Consider the following 14,515-nt stretch of genomic DNA (forward strand, 5'->3'; position numbering starts at 1 on the left):
TCATTGTCCTTTCGCCAGCGCCATCAACTTCGCCGCAAAGCGATCGATATCGGCATCCATCACGTCGCGGATCGTCGACCGGCGCATGGGCTGGTTTTCCGGAGCTTTCATTTCCCGGGCGAGATCGTCGGCGCGGAAGGCGCCGAATGTCCTCGGTAGAGCACGCACGACGCCGCAGCGGTCCATCAGTTCGGAGACGAAGGCGGGAAGTTCGGCGGCCTTATCCACGCCGCAAGCCCTTGCCGCGCGGTCGAGATCGGCCGTGTCCGCCTCGACAAGCCAGCCGATCGTCGCCTCGAAGCCAAGCGCGGTGGCAAGCCCGTGGTGCACTGGTGCGAGCCCGGCCAATGCATGGCTGATGTTGTGCGCGATCGCCGTGCCGCAATTGTCGATGGCAACCCCGGCAAGGCAGGAACCGAGCAGCACCTGGCCGCGCGCCTCCAGATTGCCGGGCTCCTTCACCGCCGTCTCCAGCGCGTTTGTGATGAGCCGCAATGCCTCATGCGCATAAAACTGGGCGCCGCTGTGTGTGTTGCGATTGGTCGCCGCTTCGAACGCGTGGACGAACGCATCGAGCCCGCACCAGACGGTGAGGTTGGCAGGCAAAGTCATGGTCAGTGCTGGATCGAGCAGCACCAGATCGGCCTTTGTCTCCGCCCCCCAGATCCAGAGCTTCTTGCCTTCGGGGCCTGAAAAAATGTTGGTAGCGGAGGTCTCAGACCCGGTGCCGGCCGTCGTCGGCACCAGGATTTTCTTCAAGGGGTTTTTCGGCAACGGATTGGCGCCGAGCGCATAGTGCATCGGGTCCCGGTCCGAGGCCGCACAACAGGCGACGATTTTGGCGATGTCGAGCGCTGACCCGCCGCCAATGCCTACGACAAGATCGCAACCCGCCGCCGTTTCAAGCGCCGCGTGCAGATGGGCAAGCTTCGGCTCTCCGGTGAATTCCGAGAGGACGCGGGTGCGGATGCCCTCCTGCTCAAGAGCTTTCGTGACACTTTCGCTCAAACCGGACTGCGCGAGAAAGATATCGATAACGATGATCGCGCGTTGCGCGCCAAGCGTCCTTGCGGCGAGGCCAAGGGTCTGATGAATATTCTCTCCGAAACGGATTTCCGGAATGAAGGACATGGAGAACTGCAAGGGTCGTGCTCCCGGCTGACCTTACTGCATGTTTCCCTGAATCGTATCCGATTTAAGGATAAAAACAGGCAGCAATTCAAAGTATTACAGCGTCCTTTGCGCGTCTGATAAGACGCGCGGCGCTGTATGTCGCGGCTTTACCCTGCAACACGATCTGATATTTTCAAATCCGGTGAATTTTCGGCCTTTTTGATAACCTGAAGTCATGGAAAACCGTCTGCTCGACCGCATTCCGCTGGAGGCATTTCGCGTCTTCGATGCCGCGAGCCGGCACATGAACTTTTCCCGCGCCGGTCGCGAGCTCAACATCACCCAGGCGGCTGTCAGCCGTCGCATCAAGACGCTTGAGGATCATCTGGGCAGCCGTCTCTTCAACCGTCGCGGCAAGAACCTGGAACTGACACCGCAAGGCGAGCGGCTTTTCCAGCGGGTACGCGCCTCGCTCGACTATCTCGAGGAAAGCCTCGAACCTTTCCGCGGTGCCTCCGGCCAAACGATTTCCATCGCCGCCAGCGGCTCGGTCTCGCACCTCTGGCTCGGCACGCGGCTGCGCGAGTTCGGCAAGGAGAACCCCGGTATTTCCATTCGCCTCTTGACGACCGACAGCCCCTCCGAGCTTGCCTCGGAAAACAACGACCTCGTCATCCTCTATTCCACCGGAGACCACCCGCGTTGGTCGCTGACCCTGTTGATGGCCGAAGAGCTGGCACCGGTTGCCTCGCCCGACTATCTCGGCGCCCGGGGTCTTCAGGCGGCCGAGTTGCAGCCCGACACCATAGCAGCGCTCGATCTCATCGACTACGACCGCTTCAACGCCAACTGGATCTCGTTCCAGAAATGGTTCGAGCGGATCGAGCCATCCCGGCACGGCGTAAAGCCGCGCCCCAAATACACCTTTTCCACCTATGTGATGGCGATCGATGCGGCGCTGCGCGGCGATGGAGTGGCGCTCGGCAGCCTCGGCCTGGTGCGGGAACATTTGAACGACGGCCGATTGGCGATGCTCGGCCAACGCAGTCTCGCCTCCGGCTATGGCTATTATCTCGGGCGGCCACGCAACCGGCCATCGACGGACGAAGTCCTCCGCCTCCACGCAGCACTGAGCAGCCCGGCATGAATAGCCTCCCTCTCATGGATGGGCAGTTTCCGCGCGGCGGAACTTTGGCTGAGTGCTTAAAGATGCTTGCCGCGGACTCAGTTTGGGTCGGTCAGGCGCCCTTCGAGGCGAGGCGCTGACGCCCGATGGAGAAGAAGCAGAAAGGCCATTCCGGCATCGCCTTCTTCTTCCTCGCCGTGGGGCTCGTCTTCACAGCGATCCTCGCGACCGTTCTCCTTGCCAATGAGCAGCGCAACCTGAAACAACTGCTTGCGGCCGCCGGGCTGCCAACCACATTCTTGGAGACGGCGAAGCAGGAGACGAAGCAAACCACACCGGCACGCGAGGCCCCCAGGAAAACGGAGGCGCCGCGCATGCTGCTGCCGGTCCGGACCTTTGAGGATCTGCACACACCGGAGCAGCAGTTTCTGCGCGCAATCCGCAGCGATCCGCGCGCGCTCTGTGACGGCTTGCGCGACGCGGGATTTCGCGAACTCGAATGGAAATCCGCCGAGAGTGGCCGCTGGGAATGCTCGTCGCTCGTCCCCCTTACCCGGCCCGGCGAAGACAATCCCTCGTCGATCTTCATTTTCGTCAAAGGCAGCGACGAAGACGAAATCACGTCGTTCCGCGTGAAGCTGAACATCGAACGGCCCGAGGACGCGCAGGCCGTCACCAGCGCCGCCGCCAAAGCCGCCTCGGTATTCCTGACGCAGGTCCGCTGGGCGGATGGCGAAAGCATCGCCTTGCAGATCCAGGCGCTCAAGGAATTCGACCTCAAACGCTTCGGCAGCCGCATCCAGTTCAAGCAGGAAGCGGGCGACGTGCCCCGCTACAATTTCCTCGCCAACCAGGCGGCGCGATCACGGCCGAAAAGCATCGCCGAACTCTTCTTCGACCGCAGCAAATGGCTTACACCCGGTGACGGTTCGACGGTCTCCTTCGTGCGCGGTCCGGCGGCTTGGAACGCGCCGAACGCCGTGCCTGAGAAAAGCAGCGCCTCGCCATCGACGACTGAGCAATCAGTCCGCTGAAACCGCTAACGCTCAACGGTCGATGCGGGTCGAAAGAATGATCGACGACAGCGTCTTTTCGACCCCGTCGATTTCGCCGATGCGATCGATCAGCAGGTCGAGTTCGCTGATCGAAGCCGCAGCCACCACCGCGATGAGATCGAAACTGCCGCTGACGGAATGAAGCGTGCGGATCTCCCGGATGGCGCTAAGCTCGGGCGTGACGCGGCTCAGCGCCCGCGGCGCGATGGTGATCAGCACATGCGCCTTCACCAAACCCTTCTCGTAGCTTTCCGAAAGCCGCACGCCGTAGCCGGCAATGACGCCCTCGCGCTCCAGCCGATCGATTCGCGCCTGCACCGTCGTGCGTGAAAGACCGAGACGGCGCGCAATCGTCGCCGTTGGCATGCGCGCATTCTCGCTCAGGATGGCGAGGAGCTCACGGTCCTTGTCGGTCACTTGCATATCGTCGATCCATTTTGGCGAATTGCCGAATATTGACCGGCGATTTAGCCGCATCGACGCTTCAAATCAACAAGCGATCGCGGGAGAATAGAATAGGAAGCAATTCATACCCTGGGGAAAAGAATGAAAGACATCGTTGTCATCGGCGCCGGCAAGATCGGGTCCACCATCGCGCGCATGCTGGCGCATACCGGCGACTATCGCGTCTGTGTTGCCGACCGCAGCGCCGAGCAGTTGCAACAGGTCGAGAAGCACGACGCCATCTCGACCGCGACCATCGATATCGCTGACAGGAAGGCTCTCGTCGGCCTGCTCACCGGCAAGTTCGCCGTATTGAGCGCCGCGCCGTTCCACCTGACAGTCGCCATTGCCGAAGCCGCCGCCGAAGCCGGGATCCATTATCTGGACCTGACCGAGGACGTTGAATCGACCCGCCAGGTCAAGGCGATCGCGGCAGAAGCGCAGACCGCCTTCATTCCGCAGTGCGGCCTTGCGCCGGGCTTCATCTCGATCGTCGCCAACGACCTGGCGAAGCGCTTCGAGACGCTGGAGAGCGTGCGCATGCGCGTCGGCGCGCTGCCGCAATATCCGTCCAACGCTCTCAACTATAACCTGACCTGGAGCACGGACGGCGTCATCAACGAATATATCGAGCCCTGCGAAGCGATTGTCGAGGGTTCCCTGATCGAAGTTCCGGCGATGGAAGAGCGCGAGGAATTCTCGCTCGACGGCATCACCTACGAGGCCTTCAACACCTCCGGCGGCCTTGGTACGCTTTGCGAAACCTTGAAGGGCAAGGTCCGCACGCTGAACTACAAGACGATTCGCTATCCGGGTCACGCCGCCATCTTCAAGGCGCTCCTGAACGACCTCGGCCTGCGCCATCGCCGCGAGGTGCTGAAGGACATTCTGGAGAATGCCCTGCCGACCACGACGCAGGACGTCGTCGTCATCTTCGTCACCGTCTCCGGCTTCCGCGAAGGCCGCCTGGTTCAGGAAACCTACGCCAACAAGGTCTATAGCGGTGTTGTCGCCGGAAGCATGCAGAGCGGCATCCAGATCACCACGGCCGGCAGCATCTGCGCCGTCCTCGACCTGCTTGCCGAAGGTAAGATCACGACGAAGGGCTTCGTCCGCCAGGAAGACATCGCGCTCGACACCTTCCTCGCCAACCGCTTCGGTCATTACTACGCGCATAAGCACGAGACGGAACGCGCGGCGAGCTGAAGCGCTGCTCCTGCTGCATGTTTCCTTAATCGTAGCCGATTTAAGGATAAAAACATGCAGCAATTCAAAGTGCGACAGCATCCTTTGCGCGTCTCATAAGACGCGCGGCGCTGTAGAGGGGCGTTCCCAACGCGCCGACGAAATGAGACACGAGAAATGCCCGGGCAAGGTCCGGGCATTTTTGCGTTCAAGGGTCATCCCGTCTCGCATCGCCTCATCCGGCCTGCCGGCCACCTTCTCCCCGCAAGCGGGGCGAAGGAGACTCGCGGCACCGCTTCGATCGCCCTTCTCCGCCCGTAGCGAAGAGAGGTCGATGGTGACGGAGCGCGGAGAGCCGCGACGGCGTTCCCTCGCCCCGCTTGCGGGGAGAGGGTCAGGGTGAGGGGCAAATTGGTCGACATCGCTGCAGTCGCGCCCGCTCGCTCGACCGGCCTTCGCCAACATCGCCCTGGCGAATGCGGAAGCGCTTGCGCTGAACATGAAAAACCCCGCTCGAGGCGGGGTTCGATAGGCATCATCCCTTATCGGGATGTCCCTTTCAGGCCGGGATGACGATCTCCCCGAGCTTCGTCAGTTCGGCGATGAATTGCTCGAGGCGCGTCTTCTTCTCGTCGCCCGCGCCTTCCAATTCGGCGCGAACGGCGTCGATGCGGTTTTCCAGCACCGAACGGTCGAGCTCATCGACGTGCACGGCGGACTCGGCGAGCAGCGTGCAACCGGTCGGCAGGATATCGGCAAAGCCGCCGAAAACCGCAAAACGCTCGGTCTTGCCGTCAGCCGTCTTCACGGTAACCACGCCCGGCTTGACGGTCGTCATCGTCGGCGCGTGATTGGCCATCACGGTCATCTCGCCCTCGGTTGCCGGGATGACGACTTCCGTCACTTTTTCCGAAAGCAGCAGGCGCTCGGGGGAAACAAGCTCAAAATTGAAACTGTCGGCCATGACCATTCACTTCTGGTGCGCGCGCCGCCGGTTGGCAGCGGCTGGGGCATGTTCTCTGCCGCTCGTCACGGCAGAATGAAAACCGTGGCGTGAAGTGTTCACGCCACGGTTCACGATGCTGATTAAGCGGCTTCGGCAGCCAGCTTCTTGGCCTTCTCGATGGCTTCGTCGATCGAACCGACCATGTAGAAGGCAGCTTCCGGCAGATGGTCGTATTCGCCGTTGACGAGGCCCTTGAAGCCCTTGATCGTGTCTTCGAGCGCAACCAGCTTGCCCGGCGAACCGGTGAAGACTTCGGCGACGAAGAACGGCTGCGACAGGAAGCGCTCGATCTTGCGGGCGCGGGCAACGGCCAGCTTGTCCTCTTCGGAAAGTTCGTCCATGCCAAGGATGGCGATGATGTCCTGGAGCGCCTTGTAGCGCTGCAGCGTCGACTGCACCTTACGCGACACTTCGTAGTGCTCTTCGCCAACGATCATCGGGTCGAGCATGCGCGAGGTCGAGTCGAGCGGGTCCACGGCCGGGTAGATGCCCTTTTCGGCGATCGAGCGCGACAGAACCGTCGTCGCATCGAGGTGCGCGAACGAGGTTGCCGGCGCCGGGTCGGTCAAGTCGTCAGCCGGAACGTAGATGGCCTGAACCGAGGTGATCGAGCCCTTGGTCGTCGTGGTGATGCGTTCCTGCATCGCGCCCATGTCGGTTGCGAGCGTCGGCTGATAACCCACCGCCGAAGGAATACGGCCGAGCAGAGCCGACACTTCCGAACCCGCCTGGGTGAAGCGGAAGATGTTGTCGACGAAAAAGAGAACGTCCTGGCCTTCGTCGCGGAACTGTTCGGCGACCGTCAGGCCGGTGAGCGCGACGCGAGCGCGTGCGCCCGGCGGTTCGTTCATCTGGCCGTAAACGAGAGCAGCCTTGGAGCCTTCGCCGCCACCGTGCTTGTTCACGCCCGATTCGATCATTTCGTGATAGAGGTCGTTGCCTTCGCGGGTACGCTCACCGACGCCTGCGAAGACCGAGTAACCACCGTGCGCCTTGGCGACGTTGTTGATCAGTTCCATGATCAGAACGGTCTTGCCGACGCCTGCACCACCGAAGAGGCCGATCTTGCCGCCCTTCGCATAGGGAGCGAGCAGGTCGACGACCTTGATGCCGGTGACGAGGATCTGTGCTTCCGTCGACTGCTCGACATAGGCCGGTGCGTCCTGGTGGATCGCGCGGCGTGCCGAGGTTTCCAGCGGGCCGGCTTCATCGACGGGCTCGCCGATGACGTTCATGATGCGGCCGAGCGTTTCCTTTCCGACCGGAACCGAGATCGGGCCGCCGGTGTCGGTGACCGACTGGCCGCGAACCACGCCTTCGGTCGAGTCCATGGCGATCGTGCGGACGGAGTTTTCGCCGAGATGCTGCGCGACTTCGAGAACAAGGCGGTTGCCCTTGTTGTCGGTTTCGAGCGCGTTCAGGATCTGCGGGAGTTGACCTTCCTCGAAAGCGACGTCGACAACGGCGCCGATAACCTGCGTGACGCGACCGACAGCGCCGGTAGCCGTAACGACTGTCTTGGCGGAAGCTGCCTTACGCGGAGCAGCGGGCTTCTTCGCCGCTGCGGTTTCTTTCGGGGTAGCTGCCTTAGCCATAATTCTTACCCTCTTTCGTAACCTTAGAGCGCTTCCGCGCCAGAGATGATTTCAATGAGTTCCTTGGTGATCTGCGCCTGCCGCTGACGGTTGTAGTTGAGCGTCAGCTTGTTGATCATCTCACCGGCGTTGCGCGTCGCATTGTCCATGGCGCTCATCTTGGCACCCATTTCGCCAGCGACGTTCTCGAGCAGAGCCCGGAAGATCTGCACCGAGATGTTGCGCGGGATGAGATCCGTCAGGATGGCGGCTGCGTCCGGCTCGTACTCGTAGATCGCCGAAGCATCCGCACTCTCGGCGGAAACATCGCCAGCCGAGGCCGGGATGAGCTGCTGCGCGGTCGGAACCTGCGAAATGACGGACTTGAACTCGGAGTAGAACAGCGTGCAGACATCGAACTCGCCCTTCTCGAAGAGCGCGATGACCTTGTGCCCGATCTGATCGGCGTTTTCAAAACCGATCTTCTTGACTTCACGCAGGTCGACACGGTCGATGATCAGCGACGCGAATTCACGCCGCAGGATATCGAAGCCCTTCTTGCCGACGCAGATGATCTTCACGGTCTTGCCGGCTGCGAGCAGCTTGCGCACATGATCGCGGGCAAAGCGCGCGATCTGCGAGTTGAAGCCGCCGCAGAGGCCGCGTTCCGCCGTGCAGACGATCAGCAGATGCGTATCGTCCCTGCCGGTTCCCGTCATCAGCTGCGGTACGCTTTCGTCCGCACCCACCGCCTGGGCGATGTTGGCAAGAACGGCAGCCATGCGCTGCGAGTAAGGCCGGGCGGCCTCGGCCGCCTCCTGCGCACGCCGAAGCTTCGCCGCGGCGACCATCTTCATCGCCTTGGTGATCTTCTGCGTCGCCTTGACGGAGGCGATCCGGTTTTTCAGATCCTTAAGTGAAGGCATCCGTTGTCCGTCCTAAATGAAACCCGCTCAGGCGAAAGACTTGGCGAAGGTGTCGATTGCAGCCTTCAGCTTGCCCTTGGTGTCGTCGGAAATCGCCTTTTCCGTGCGGATCGTTTCCAGCACGTCCTTGCCTTCCGAACGCAGGTAGGAGAGCAGACCCTGCTCGAACTTGCCGACCTGGTTGACGGGCAGCTTGTCGAGATAGCCGTTGACGCCGGCGAAGATCACGGCGACCTGTTCTTCCGTCTTCAGCGGCGAGAACTGCGGCTGCTTCAGGAGTTCGGTCAGACGGGCACCGCGGTTCAGCAGGCGCTGCGTTGCGGCATCGAGGTCCGAGCCGAACTGTGCGAAGGCCGCCATTTCGCGGTACTGCGCGAGTTCGCCCTTGATCGAACCTGCGACCTGCTTCATCGCCTTGATCTGCGCCGAGGAGCCGACACGCGAAACCGAGAGACCGACGTTAACGGCCGGACGGATGCCCTGGTAGAACAGGTCGGTTTCAAGGAAGATCTGGCCGTCGGTGATCGAGATCACGTTGGTCGGAATGAACGCGGACACGTCGTTGCCCTGCGTTTCGATGACCGGCAGAGCCGTCAGCGAGCCGGCGCCATTGTCGTCGTTGAGCTTCGCCGCACGTTCCAGAAGGCGGGAATGCAGGTAGAAGACGTCACCCGGGTAGGCTTCGCGGCCCGGCGGGCGACGCAGAAGCAGCGACATCTGACGGTAGGCGACGGCCTGCTTGGAAAGGTCGTCGTAGCCGATCAGGGCATGCTTGCCGTTGTCGCGGAAGTATTCACCCATCGCGCAGCCGGCGAACGGAGCGAGGTACTGCATCGGAGCCGGATCGGAAGCGGTTGCAGCAACGATGATCGAGTACTGCAGCGCGCCGCGCTCTTCGAGAACCTTCACGAACTGAGCAACGGTCGAACGCTTCTGGCCGATGGCGACGTAGACGCAATAGAGCTTGTCCTGTTCCGGGCCGTTGTCGTGGATCGGCTTCTGGTTCAGGAAGGTGTCGAGAATGATCGCGGTCTTGCCCGTCTGTCGGTCGCCGATGACGAGTTCGCGCTGGCCGCGGCCGACCGGGATGAGGGCGTCGATCGCCTTGAGGCCGGTCGACATCGGCTCGTGAACCGACTTGCGCGGAATGATGCCGGGAGCCTTGACGTCAACACGGGCGCGCTGCTTGGCATTGATCGGGCCCTTGCCGTCGATCGGGTTGCCGAGCGCGTCGACGACGCGGCCGAGCAGCTCCGGACCAACCGGGACGTCCACGATGGCGCCGGTCCGCTTGACGGTGTCGCCTTCCTTGATGTCACGGTCGGAACCGAAGATAACCACACCGACGTTGTCGGCTTCGAGGTTCAGCGCCATGCCGCGAATTCCACCCGGGAATTCGACCATCTCGCCTGCCTGAACGTTGTCGAGGCCGTAGACGCGGGCGATACCGTCACCGACGGAAAGCACCTGGCCAACTTCGGAGACTTCTGCTTCCTGGCCGAAATTTTTGATCTGATCTTTGAGAATTGCGGAAATTTCCGCGGCGCGGATATCCATCAGCCGACCTCTTTCAGTGCAAGCTTAAGGGTAGAGAGTTTGGTGCGAAGGGAGGTGTCAATCTGGCGGGAACCGACCTTGACGATCAGACCTCCAAGAATAGACGGGTCGACGGTGACGTTGACCGCCACGTCTTTGCCGGTGACGCCCTTGAGCGTCGCCTTCAATTCAGTTTCCTGCGCCTGAGTGAGCGCGTGGGCCGACGTGACGTCAGCGGAAATTTCGCCGCGGTGGCGCGCAGCAATCAGGCGGAATGCCTTGATGATGCCCGGCAGCGCAAAAAGACGGCGGTTACGGGCAACGACCTTGAGGAAGTTGCCAACCAGCCCAGAAATTCCAGCCTTTTCCGCGACCGCGGAAATGGCCTTGAACTGGTCGTCGGCAGAAAAGACAGGGCTCACGATCAGTCGCTTCAGATCATCGCTAGCGTCGATCAGCGCCTGGACGCGATTGAGATCGGCGCCAACGGCCTCGACCGAACCAGCCTCAAGAGCCAGCTCGAAGAGCGAGGACGCATATCTTTCTGCAACACCGGAAATAAGCTGGGATGTGTCTGCCACGGGCACAAGCTTCTCTCAAAATCATCCAAGAACGTCAGCTGCGGCGAACCGCTGACTTAACATCTTGAATTTGCTGCAATAACTCGCAGGCTATCGAGGCCTTTCGACCCACTTCCCCCGCAATTCGCGGTTCGTCTAGCATAGGATGTTTGGACTCGCAACACGCCAACGGCAGGAATGCGGCATAAGTCGACCTTCGTCGGCCGAATTTTGCCGTAAATCCCGAACGGAACGGTGAAATCCTGCTTACGCTTGTCAGATCAGCCCGAAAACGTAAGCAAGCGGAAGGATCGCAAGCACCGCCTGAACAGCAAGGGCGGTCCAGTTGAAAAGCGTTGCGCCATTGTCGCTCATGATCGACAGGATGCGGCCGAAGGCCGCGAGCGCGAAGGCGGCGCCGACCGCAAGATAGACCATCGGCTGGCCGAGCAGGATGGCGCCGAGGCCGAGACCGACATGCATGCCGCCCATGGTGGAGCGTGCTTCCGCAAGGCCGCCGCGGCGCCCTTCGGCAAGGCCGATGCCGGCCGCGCGAAAGACAAGGCGCGGAGCGAAGAGCATGAAAAGGCCGATGAGTGCCGCGGTCGCCGCCGCGCAAAATGCCAGAAACTCCCCGGTTTCCGTCGGAATGTAGAACTCCATGCCGTCCCCGCTGATTACCCCCATTGCGTCGCGCTCGGGTGGTTCCCCGCAGACGCAGCACCGGGGGAGGTCTAGCGCATGTCGGCGCCGATGTGAATCCGCTCCGTGGCGTTCGATCCATCGATCACAGAAAACTCTGCGGATCGATGTCGAGCTGCACGCTGATCGATCCCCTCTCCTTGGGCCCGCCGGCAATCATCGCCTTGACGAAGGCCTGCATGTCGCTGTTGCGCCGTCCGTGGACGAGCAGGCGGAAACGGTGTCGTCCGCGAATGAGCGCGAGCGGCGCCTCGGCCGGACCGAGGATCGAGATGCCGTCAACGCGCGGGGCCGCCATGCGCAGGCCGCGCGCATGGCTCTCGGCGTCGTTGCGCGTTTCGGCCGAAACGATGATCGAGGCGAGGCGGCCGAAAGGCGGCAGCGCGGCACGTTCCCGTTCATTGATCTCGCGGTCGTAGAAGGCGTCCGAATCGCCCGAGACGATCGCCTGCATCACCGGGTGTCGCGGCTGATAGGTCTGCAGCAGGCCGAGGCTCTTCAAGCCTGTCCGCCCGGCGCGGCCCGTCACCTGCGAGAGAAGCTGGAACGTGCGCTCCGCCGCACGCGGATCGCCGTTGGCGAGACCGAGATCGGCGTCGACGATGCCGACCAGCGTCATCAGCGGGAAGTTATGGCCCTTGGCGACGAGCTGTGTGCCGATGACGATATCCGCCTCGCCGCGCGCGATCGCTTCCAGTTCCAGCCTCAGTCGCTTGACGCCCATCAGGTCGGAGGAGAGCACGATCGTCCGGGCCTCGGGAAAATGCCGCTCGACCTCCTCGGCAATGCGCTCGACCCCCGGGCCGCAGGCGACCAGATGATCGAGCGTGCCGCATTCGGGGCAGGCCTCCGGCGTCCTTTCCGAATAGCCGCAATGATGGCACTGGATCTGGCCGCGGAAGCGGTGCTCGACGAGCCAGCTCGAGCAGTCCGGGCACTGGAAGCGATGGCCGCAGACGCGGCAGAGCGTCAGGGGCGCATAGCCGCGCCGGTTCAAAAACAGGAGCGCCTGTTCCCCACGGCCGATCGCCTTGCCGACCTGGTTGAGGAGCACGGGCGAAAGAAAGCCGCCGCGCTCGGGCGGATGGCGGCGCATGTCGACGACGCCGAGATGCGGCAGCGCCGCATCGCCGAAACGCGTCGGCAGGTGGATCGGCCTGTAGCGGCCCATCTCGCCGTTGACCCGGCTTTCGACGGAGGGGGTTGCCGAGACCAGCACGACCGGAAAGCCGCTGATCCTCCCGCGCACGACCGCCATGTCGCGGGCATTGTAGAAAACGCGGTCCTCCTGCTTGTAGGCGGGATCGTGTTCCTCGTCGACGATGATCAGGCCAAGATCCTCGAAGGGCAGGAACAGGGCCGAACGGGCACCGGCGACGACACGAACCTGGCCTGTCGTCACCTGCCGCCATACCTTCTCGCGCGTTCGCGGTGCGAGATCCGAATGCCATTCGGCGGGCTTCGCGCCAAAGCGGTCCTGGAAGCGTTCGAGGAAACTTGCGGTAAGTGCGATTTCCGGCAGCAGAATCAGCACCTGCTTGCCGGCCCGCAAGGTCGCGGCGATCGCTTCGAAATAGACTTCTGTTTTGCCGGAGCCTGTAATGCCGTCGATCAGGGAAACGGAGAATTTCCCCTCTTCCACCGCCTCCAGCAGGTCGGCTGCGGCGTCCTTTTGCGCACCCTCCAGCCGGGGAGCGGCGAAATCCGGATCGGGCGGGGCGACAACGGGCGGCGGCGGCATGAAGACGGTTTCGAACACGCCTTGCGCGGTAAGGCCGTCGACCACGCTCGAAGAAACGCCCGCCGCATGCGCGAGCCCGGACCGCGTCCAGGAAAACCCGTCGCTCGCAGCGGCGATGACGCGTTCGCGCGCCGACGTCATGCGCTCCGGCCGTTGGTCCGTCAGCCGCAGCGCTTCCACCATCGGCTCCGGATCGAAAGCCGTCGGCGCGCGCAGCGCCATGCGTGCGACGAGGCCAGGCGGTGTCACCGTGTAGGCCGCCACCCAGTCGAGAAAGGCCCGCATGTCGCCCGTCAGCGGCGGGCAGTCGAAAACCTTCTCGATCTGCTTCAATTTCTTCGGATCGACCGTACCATCATCGGCGCCGTCCCAGACGACGCCCACGACGAGGCGCGGGCCCAGCGGCACCTGCACGATCGAGCCCGGCTCGACCGCCATGCCATCCGGCACCACGTAGGAATAGGCCTTCGGCGCCGGCATCGGCACCAGGACGGGCACAATGCGGCGGTCGAATACGGCCCCGAATAAATCGGTTGAATCAAGAGTCATTTTGCCGTGACCTTGCCACCGCTTTCAGCTAAAGAAAACTGCGCAGCGAACCGCTGCCTTGTGGATAGCAGGGTTTGTCACGGTTCCATCAGAGTTTCAACGCGCGGTTTCTGCCCGCGGATTTTCCGTCCGGCAGATATGCGCCCGAACGGCAATCATGCCCCAAGGGAGATACCTCCATGAAATTTTTCGTTGATACCGCCGATGTGAAGGAAATCCGGGAACTGAACGATCTCGGCCTGCTCGACGGCGTCACCACCAACCCCTCGCTCATCCTGAAGTCGGGCCGCGACATCGTCGAAGTCACCAAGGAAATCTGCTCGATCGTCGACGGACCGGTTTCGGCGGAAGTGACGGCAACCGAATACAGCGAGATGATGAAGGAGGCGGCCGCCCTTTCGAAGATCGCCGACAACATCTGCATCAAGGTGCCGCTGACACTCGACGGCCTCAAGGCCTGCAAGGCGCTGACCTCGGACGGCCATCAGACGAACGTCACCCTCTGCTTCTCCGCCAACCAGGCTCTGCTCGCCGCCAAGGCCGGCGCGACCTTCGTCTCGCCCTTCATCGGCCGCCTCGACGACATCGCCTTCGACGGCATGGATCTCATCCGTGAAATCCGCCACATCTTCGACAACTACGGATACGAGACGGAAATCCTCGCCGCCTCGGTGCGCACGGTCAACCACGTCAAGGAAGCCGCCCTCATCGGCGCCGACGTCGTTACCGCACCGCCGGCAACGCTGAAGGCGCTGGTCAAGCACCCGCTGACCGACAAGGGCTTGGAAATGTTCCTGGCCGACTGGGCAAAGACCGGCCAGAAGATCGGCTGATCGGTCGCGTTCAAGGGCGCAGAGTTTGAGAGGCCTCGCAGCGATGCGAGGCCTTCGTGCGTTCGGGTCACGGTGTGATCGGCCCCTCTCCTCGGGTTTAAACCCGAGGACTAGCCCTCTCCCCGCAGGCGGGAGAGGGTCCTTCGCCCCGCTTGCGGGGAGAAG

At 62.4% G+C, this 14,515-nt stretch carries 13 protein-coding genes; 4 read left to right on the plus strand and 9 right to left on the minus strand.

The genetic code is table 11. The features are described 5' to 3' along the window. Entirely contained in the window at positions 1-1,143 is a 1,143-nt protein-coding gene (locus GHK62_RS01975) for an iron-containing alcohol dehydrogenase (RefSeq protein WP_153436677.1), read from the minus strand. Positions 1,144-1,348: 205 nt separating this feature from the next. On the opposite strand from GHK62_RS01975, the gene GHK62_RS01985 reads away from it, so the two are divergent. Together GHK62_RS01985 and GHK62_RS01990 are read left to right on the plus strand one after the other, a co-directional pair. Beyond that, entirely contained in the window at positions 1,349-2,260 is a 912-nt protein-coding gene (locus GHK62_RS01985) for a LysR substrate-binding domain-containing protein (protein WP_234886741.1), read from the plus strand. Between the two features lie 125 nt (positions 2,261-2,385). Beyond that, positions 2,386-3,273, plus strand: a complete 888-nt coding sequence (locus tag GHK62_RS01990; RefSeq protein ID WP_153436679.1) for a DUF6030 family protein — start codon at positions 2,386-2,388, stop codon at positions 3,271-3,273. 12 nt (positions 3,274-3,285) lie between these two features. Here the strand turns inward: GHK62_RS01990 and GHK62_RS01995 are convergent, their stop codons facing one another. Continuing rightward, positions 3,286-3,717, minus strand: a complete 432-nt coding sequence (locus GHK62_RS01995) for an Lrp/AsnC family transcriptional regulator (RefSeq protein ID WP_153436680.1) — start codon at positions 3,715-3,717, stop codon at positions 3,286-3,288. A 123-nt stretch (positions 3,718-3,840) separates the two neighbouring features. On the opposite strand from GHK62_RS01995, the gene GHK62_RS02000 reads away from it, so the two are divergent. Continuing rightward, the gene (locus GHK62_RS02000; RefSeq protein WP_153436681.1) at positions 3,841-4,944 is read left to right on the plus strand and encodes a saccharopine dehydrogenase family protein; all 1,104 of its coding nucleotides are present in this window, start codon (positions 3,841-3,843) and stop codon (positions 4,942-4,944) included. A 538-nt stretch (positions 4,945-5,482) separates the two neighbouring features. Here GHK62_RS02000 and GHK62_RS02005 read toward each other — a convergent pair. The 7 genes from GHK62_RS02005 to GHK62_RS02035 form a co-directional block, all read right to left on the minus strand. Next, positions 5,483-5,887, minus strand: coding sequence for a F0F1 ATP synthase subunit epsilon (locus tag GHK62_RS02005; protein WP_153436682.1), 405 nt, complete (start codon positions 5,885-5,887; stop codon positions 5,483-5,485). 122 nt (positions 5,888-6,009) lie between these two features. Then, positions 6,010-7,524 carry a F0F1 ATP synthase subunit beta gene (gene atpD / locus GHK62_RS02010; RefSeq protein WP_153436683.1) on the minus strand — a complete coding sequence of 505 codons (1,515 nt, stop codon included), beginning with the start codon at positions 7,522-7,524 and terminating at the stop codon, positions 6,010-6,012. A 23-nt stretch (positions 7,525-7,547) separates the two neighbouring features. Further along, positions 7,548-8,429 carry a F0F1 ATP synthase subunit gamma gene (locus tag GHK62_RS02015; RefSeq protein ID WP_153436684.1) on the minus strand — a complete coding sequence of 294 codons (882 nt, stop codon included), beginning with the start codon at positions 8,427-8,429 and terminating at the stop codon, positions 7,548-7,550. Positions 8,430-8,456: 27 nt separating this feature from the next. Further along, the gene (gene atpA, locus GHK62_RS02020; RefSeq protein WP_153436685.1) at positions 8,457-9,986 is read right to left on the minus strand and encodes a F0F1 ATP synthase subunit alpha; all 1,530 of its coding nucleotides are present in this window, start codon (positions 9,984-9,986) and stop codon (positions 8,457-8,459) included. Then, positions 9,986-10,552 carry a F0F1 ATP synthase subunit delta gene (locus GHK62_RS02025; protein WP_184108648.1) on the minus strand — a complete coding sequence of 189 codons (567 nt, stop codon included), beginning with the start codon at positions 10,550-10,552 and terminating at the stop codon, positions 9,986-9,988. Before GHK62_RS02025 ends, atpA begins: the two co-directional genes overlap by 1 nt. Before the next feature lie 249 nt (positions 10,553-10,801). Further along, positions 10,802-11,188, minus strand: a complete 387-nt coding sequence (locus GHK62_RS02030; RefSeq protein WP_153436859.1) for an AGROH133_08824 family phage infection protein — start codon at positions 11,186-11,188, stop codon at positions 10,802-10,804. Between the two features lie 124 nt (positions 11,189-11,312). Beyond that, the gene (locus tag GHK62_RS02035; RefSeq protein ID WP_153436686.1) at positions 11,313-13,517 is read right to left on the minus strand and encodes a primosomal protein N'; all 2,205 of its coding nucleotides are present in this window, start codon (positions 13,515-13,517) and stop codon (positions 11,313-11,315) included. A 179-nt stretch (positions 13,518-13,696) separates the two neighbouring features. On the opposite strand from GHK62_RS02035, the gene fsa reads away from it, so the two are divergent. Beyond that, positions 13,697-14,350 carry a fructose-6-phosphate aldolase gene (gene fsa / locus GHK62_RS02040; RefSeq protein ID WP_136508991.1) on the plus strand — a complete coding sequence of 218 codons (654 nt, stop codon included), beginning with the start codon at positions 13,697-13,699 and terminating at the stop codon, positions 14,348-14,350. Positions 14,351-14,515: the final 165 nt, after the last annotated feature.

This window comes from Sinorhizobium terangae (assembly GCF_009601505.1).
Lineage (GTDB): Bacteria > Pseudomonadota > Alphaproteobacteria > Rhizobiales > Rhizobiaceae > Sinorhizobium > Sinorhizobium terangae.

Bases quoted from the DNA above. Each gene is read 5' to 3' on its own strand.
- GHK62_RS01985 (WP_234886741.1), top strand. From the start codon at position 1,349: ATGGAAAACCGTCTGCTCGACCGCATTCCGCTGGAGGCATTTCGCGTC.
- GHK62_RS02005 (WP_153436682.1), bottom strand. From the start codon at position 5,887: ATGGCCGACAGTTTCAATTTTGAGCTTGTTTCCCCCGAGCGCCTGCTG.
- GHK62_RS01990 (WP_153436679.1), top strand. From the start codon at position 2,386: ATGGAGAAGAAGCAGAAAGGCCATTCCGGCATCGCCTTCTTCTTCCTC.
- atpD (WP_153436683.1), bottom strand. From the start codon at position 7,524: ATGGCTAAGGCAGCTACCCCGAAAGAAACCGCAGCGGCGAAGAAGCCC.
- GHK62_RS01995 (WP_153436680.1), bottom strand. From the start codon at position 3,717: ATGCAAGTGACCGACAAGGACCGTGAGCTCCTCGCCATCCTGAGCGAG.
- atpA (WP_153436685.1), bottom strand. From the start codon at position 9,986: ATGGATATCCGCGCCGCGGAAATTTCCGCAATTCTCAAAGATCAGATC.
- GHK62_RS02035 (WP_153436686.1), bottom strand. From the start codon at position 13,517: ATGACTCTTGATTCAACCGATTTATTCGGGGCCGTATTCGACCGCCGC.
- GHK62_RS02015 (WP_153436684.1), bottom strand. From the start codon at position 8,429: ATGCCTTCACTTAAGGATCTGAAAAACCGGATCGCCTCCGTCAAGGCG.
- GHK62_RS02000 (WP_153436681.1), top strand. From the start codon at position 3,841: ATGAAAGACATCGTTGTCATCGGCGCCGGCAAGATCGGGTCCACCATC.
- fsa (WP_136508991.1), top strand. From the start codon at position 13,697: ATGAAATTTTTCGTTGATACCGCCGATGTGAAGGAAATCCGGGAACTG.
- GHK62_RS02030 (WP_153436859.1), bottom strand. From the start codon at position 11,188: ATGGAGTTCTACATTCCGACGGAAACCGGGGAGTTTCTGGCATTTTGC.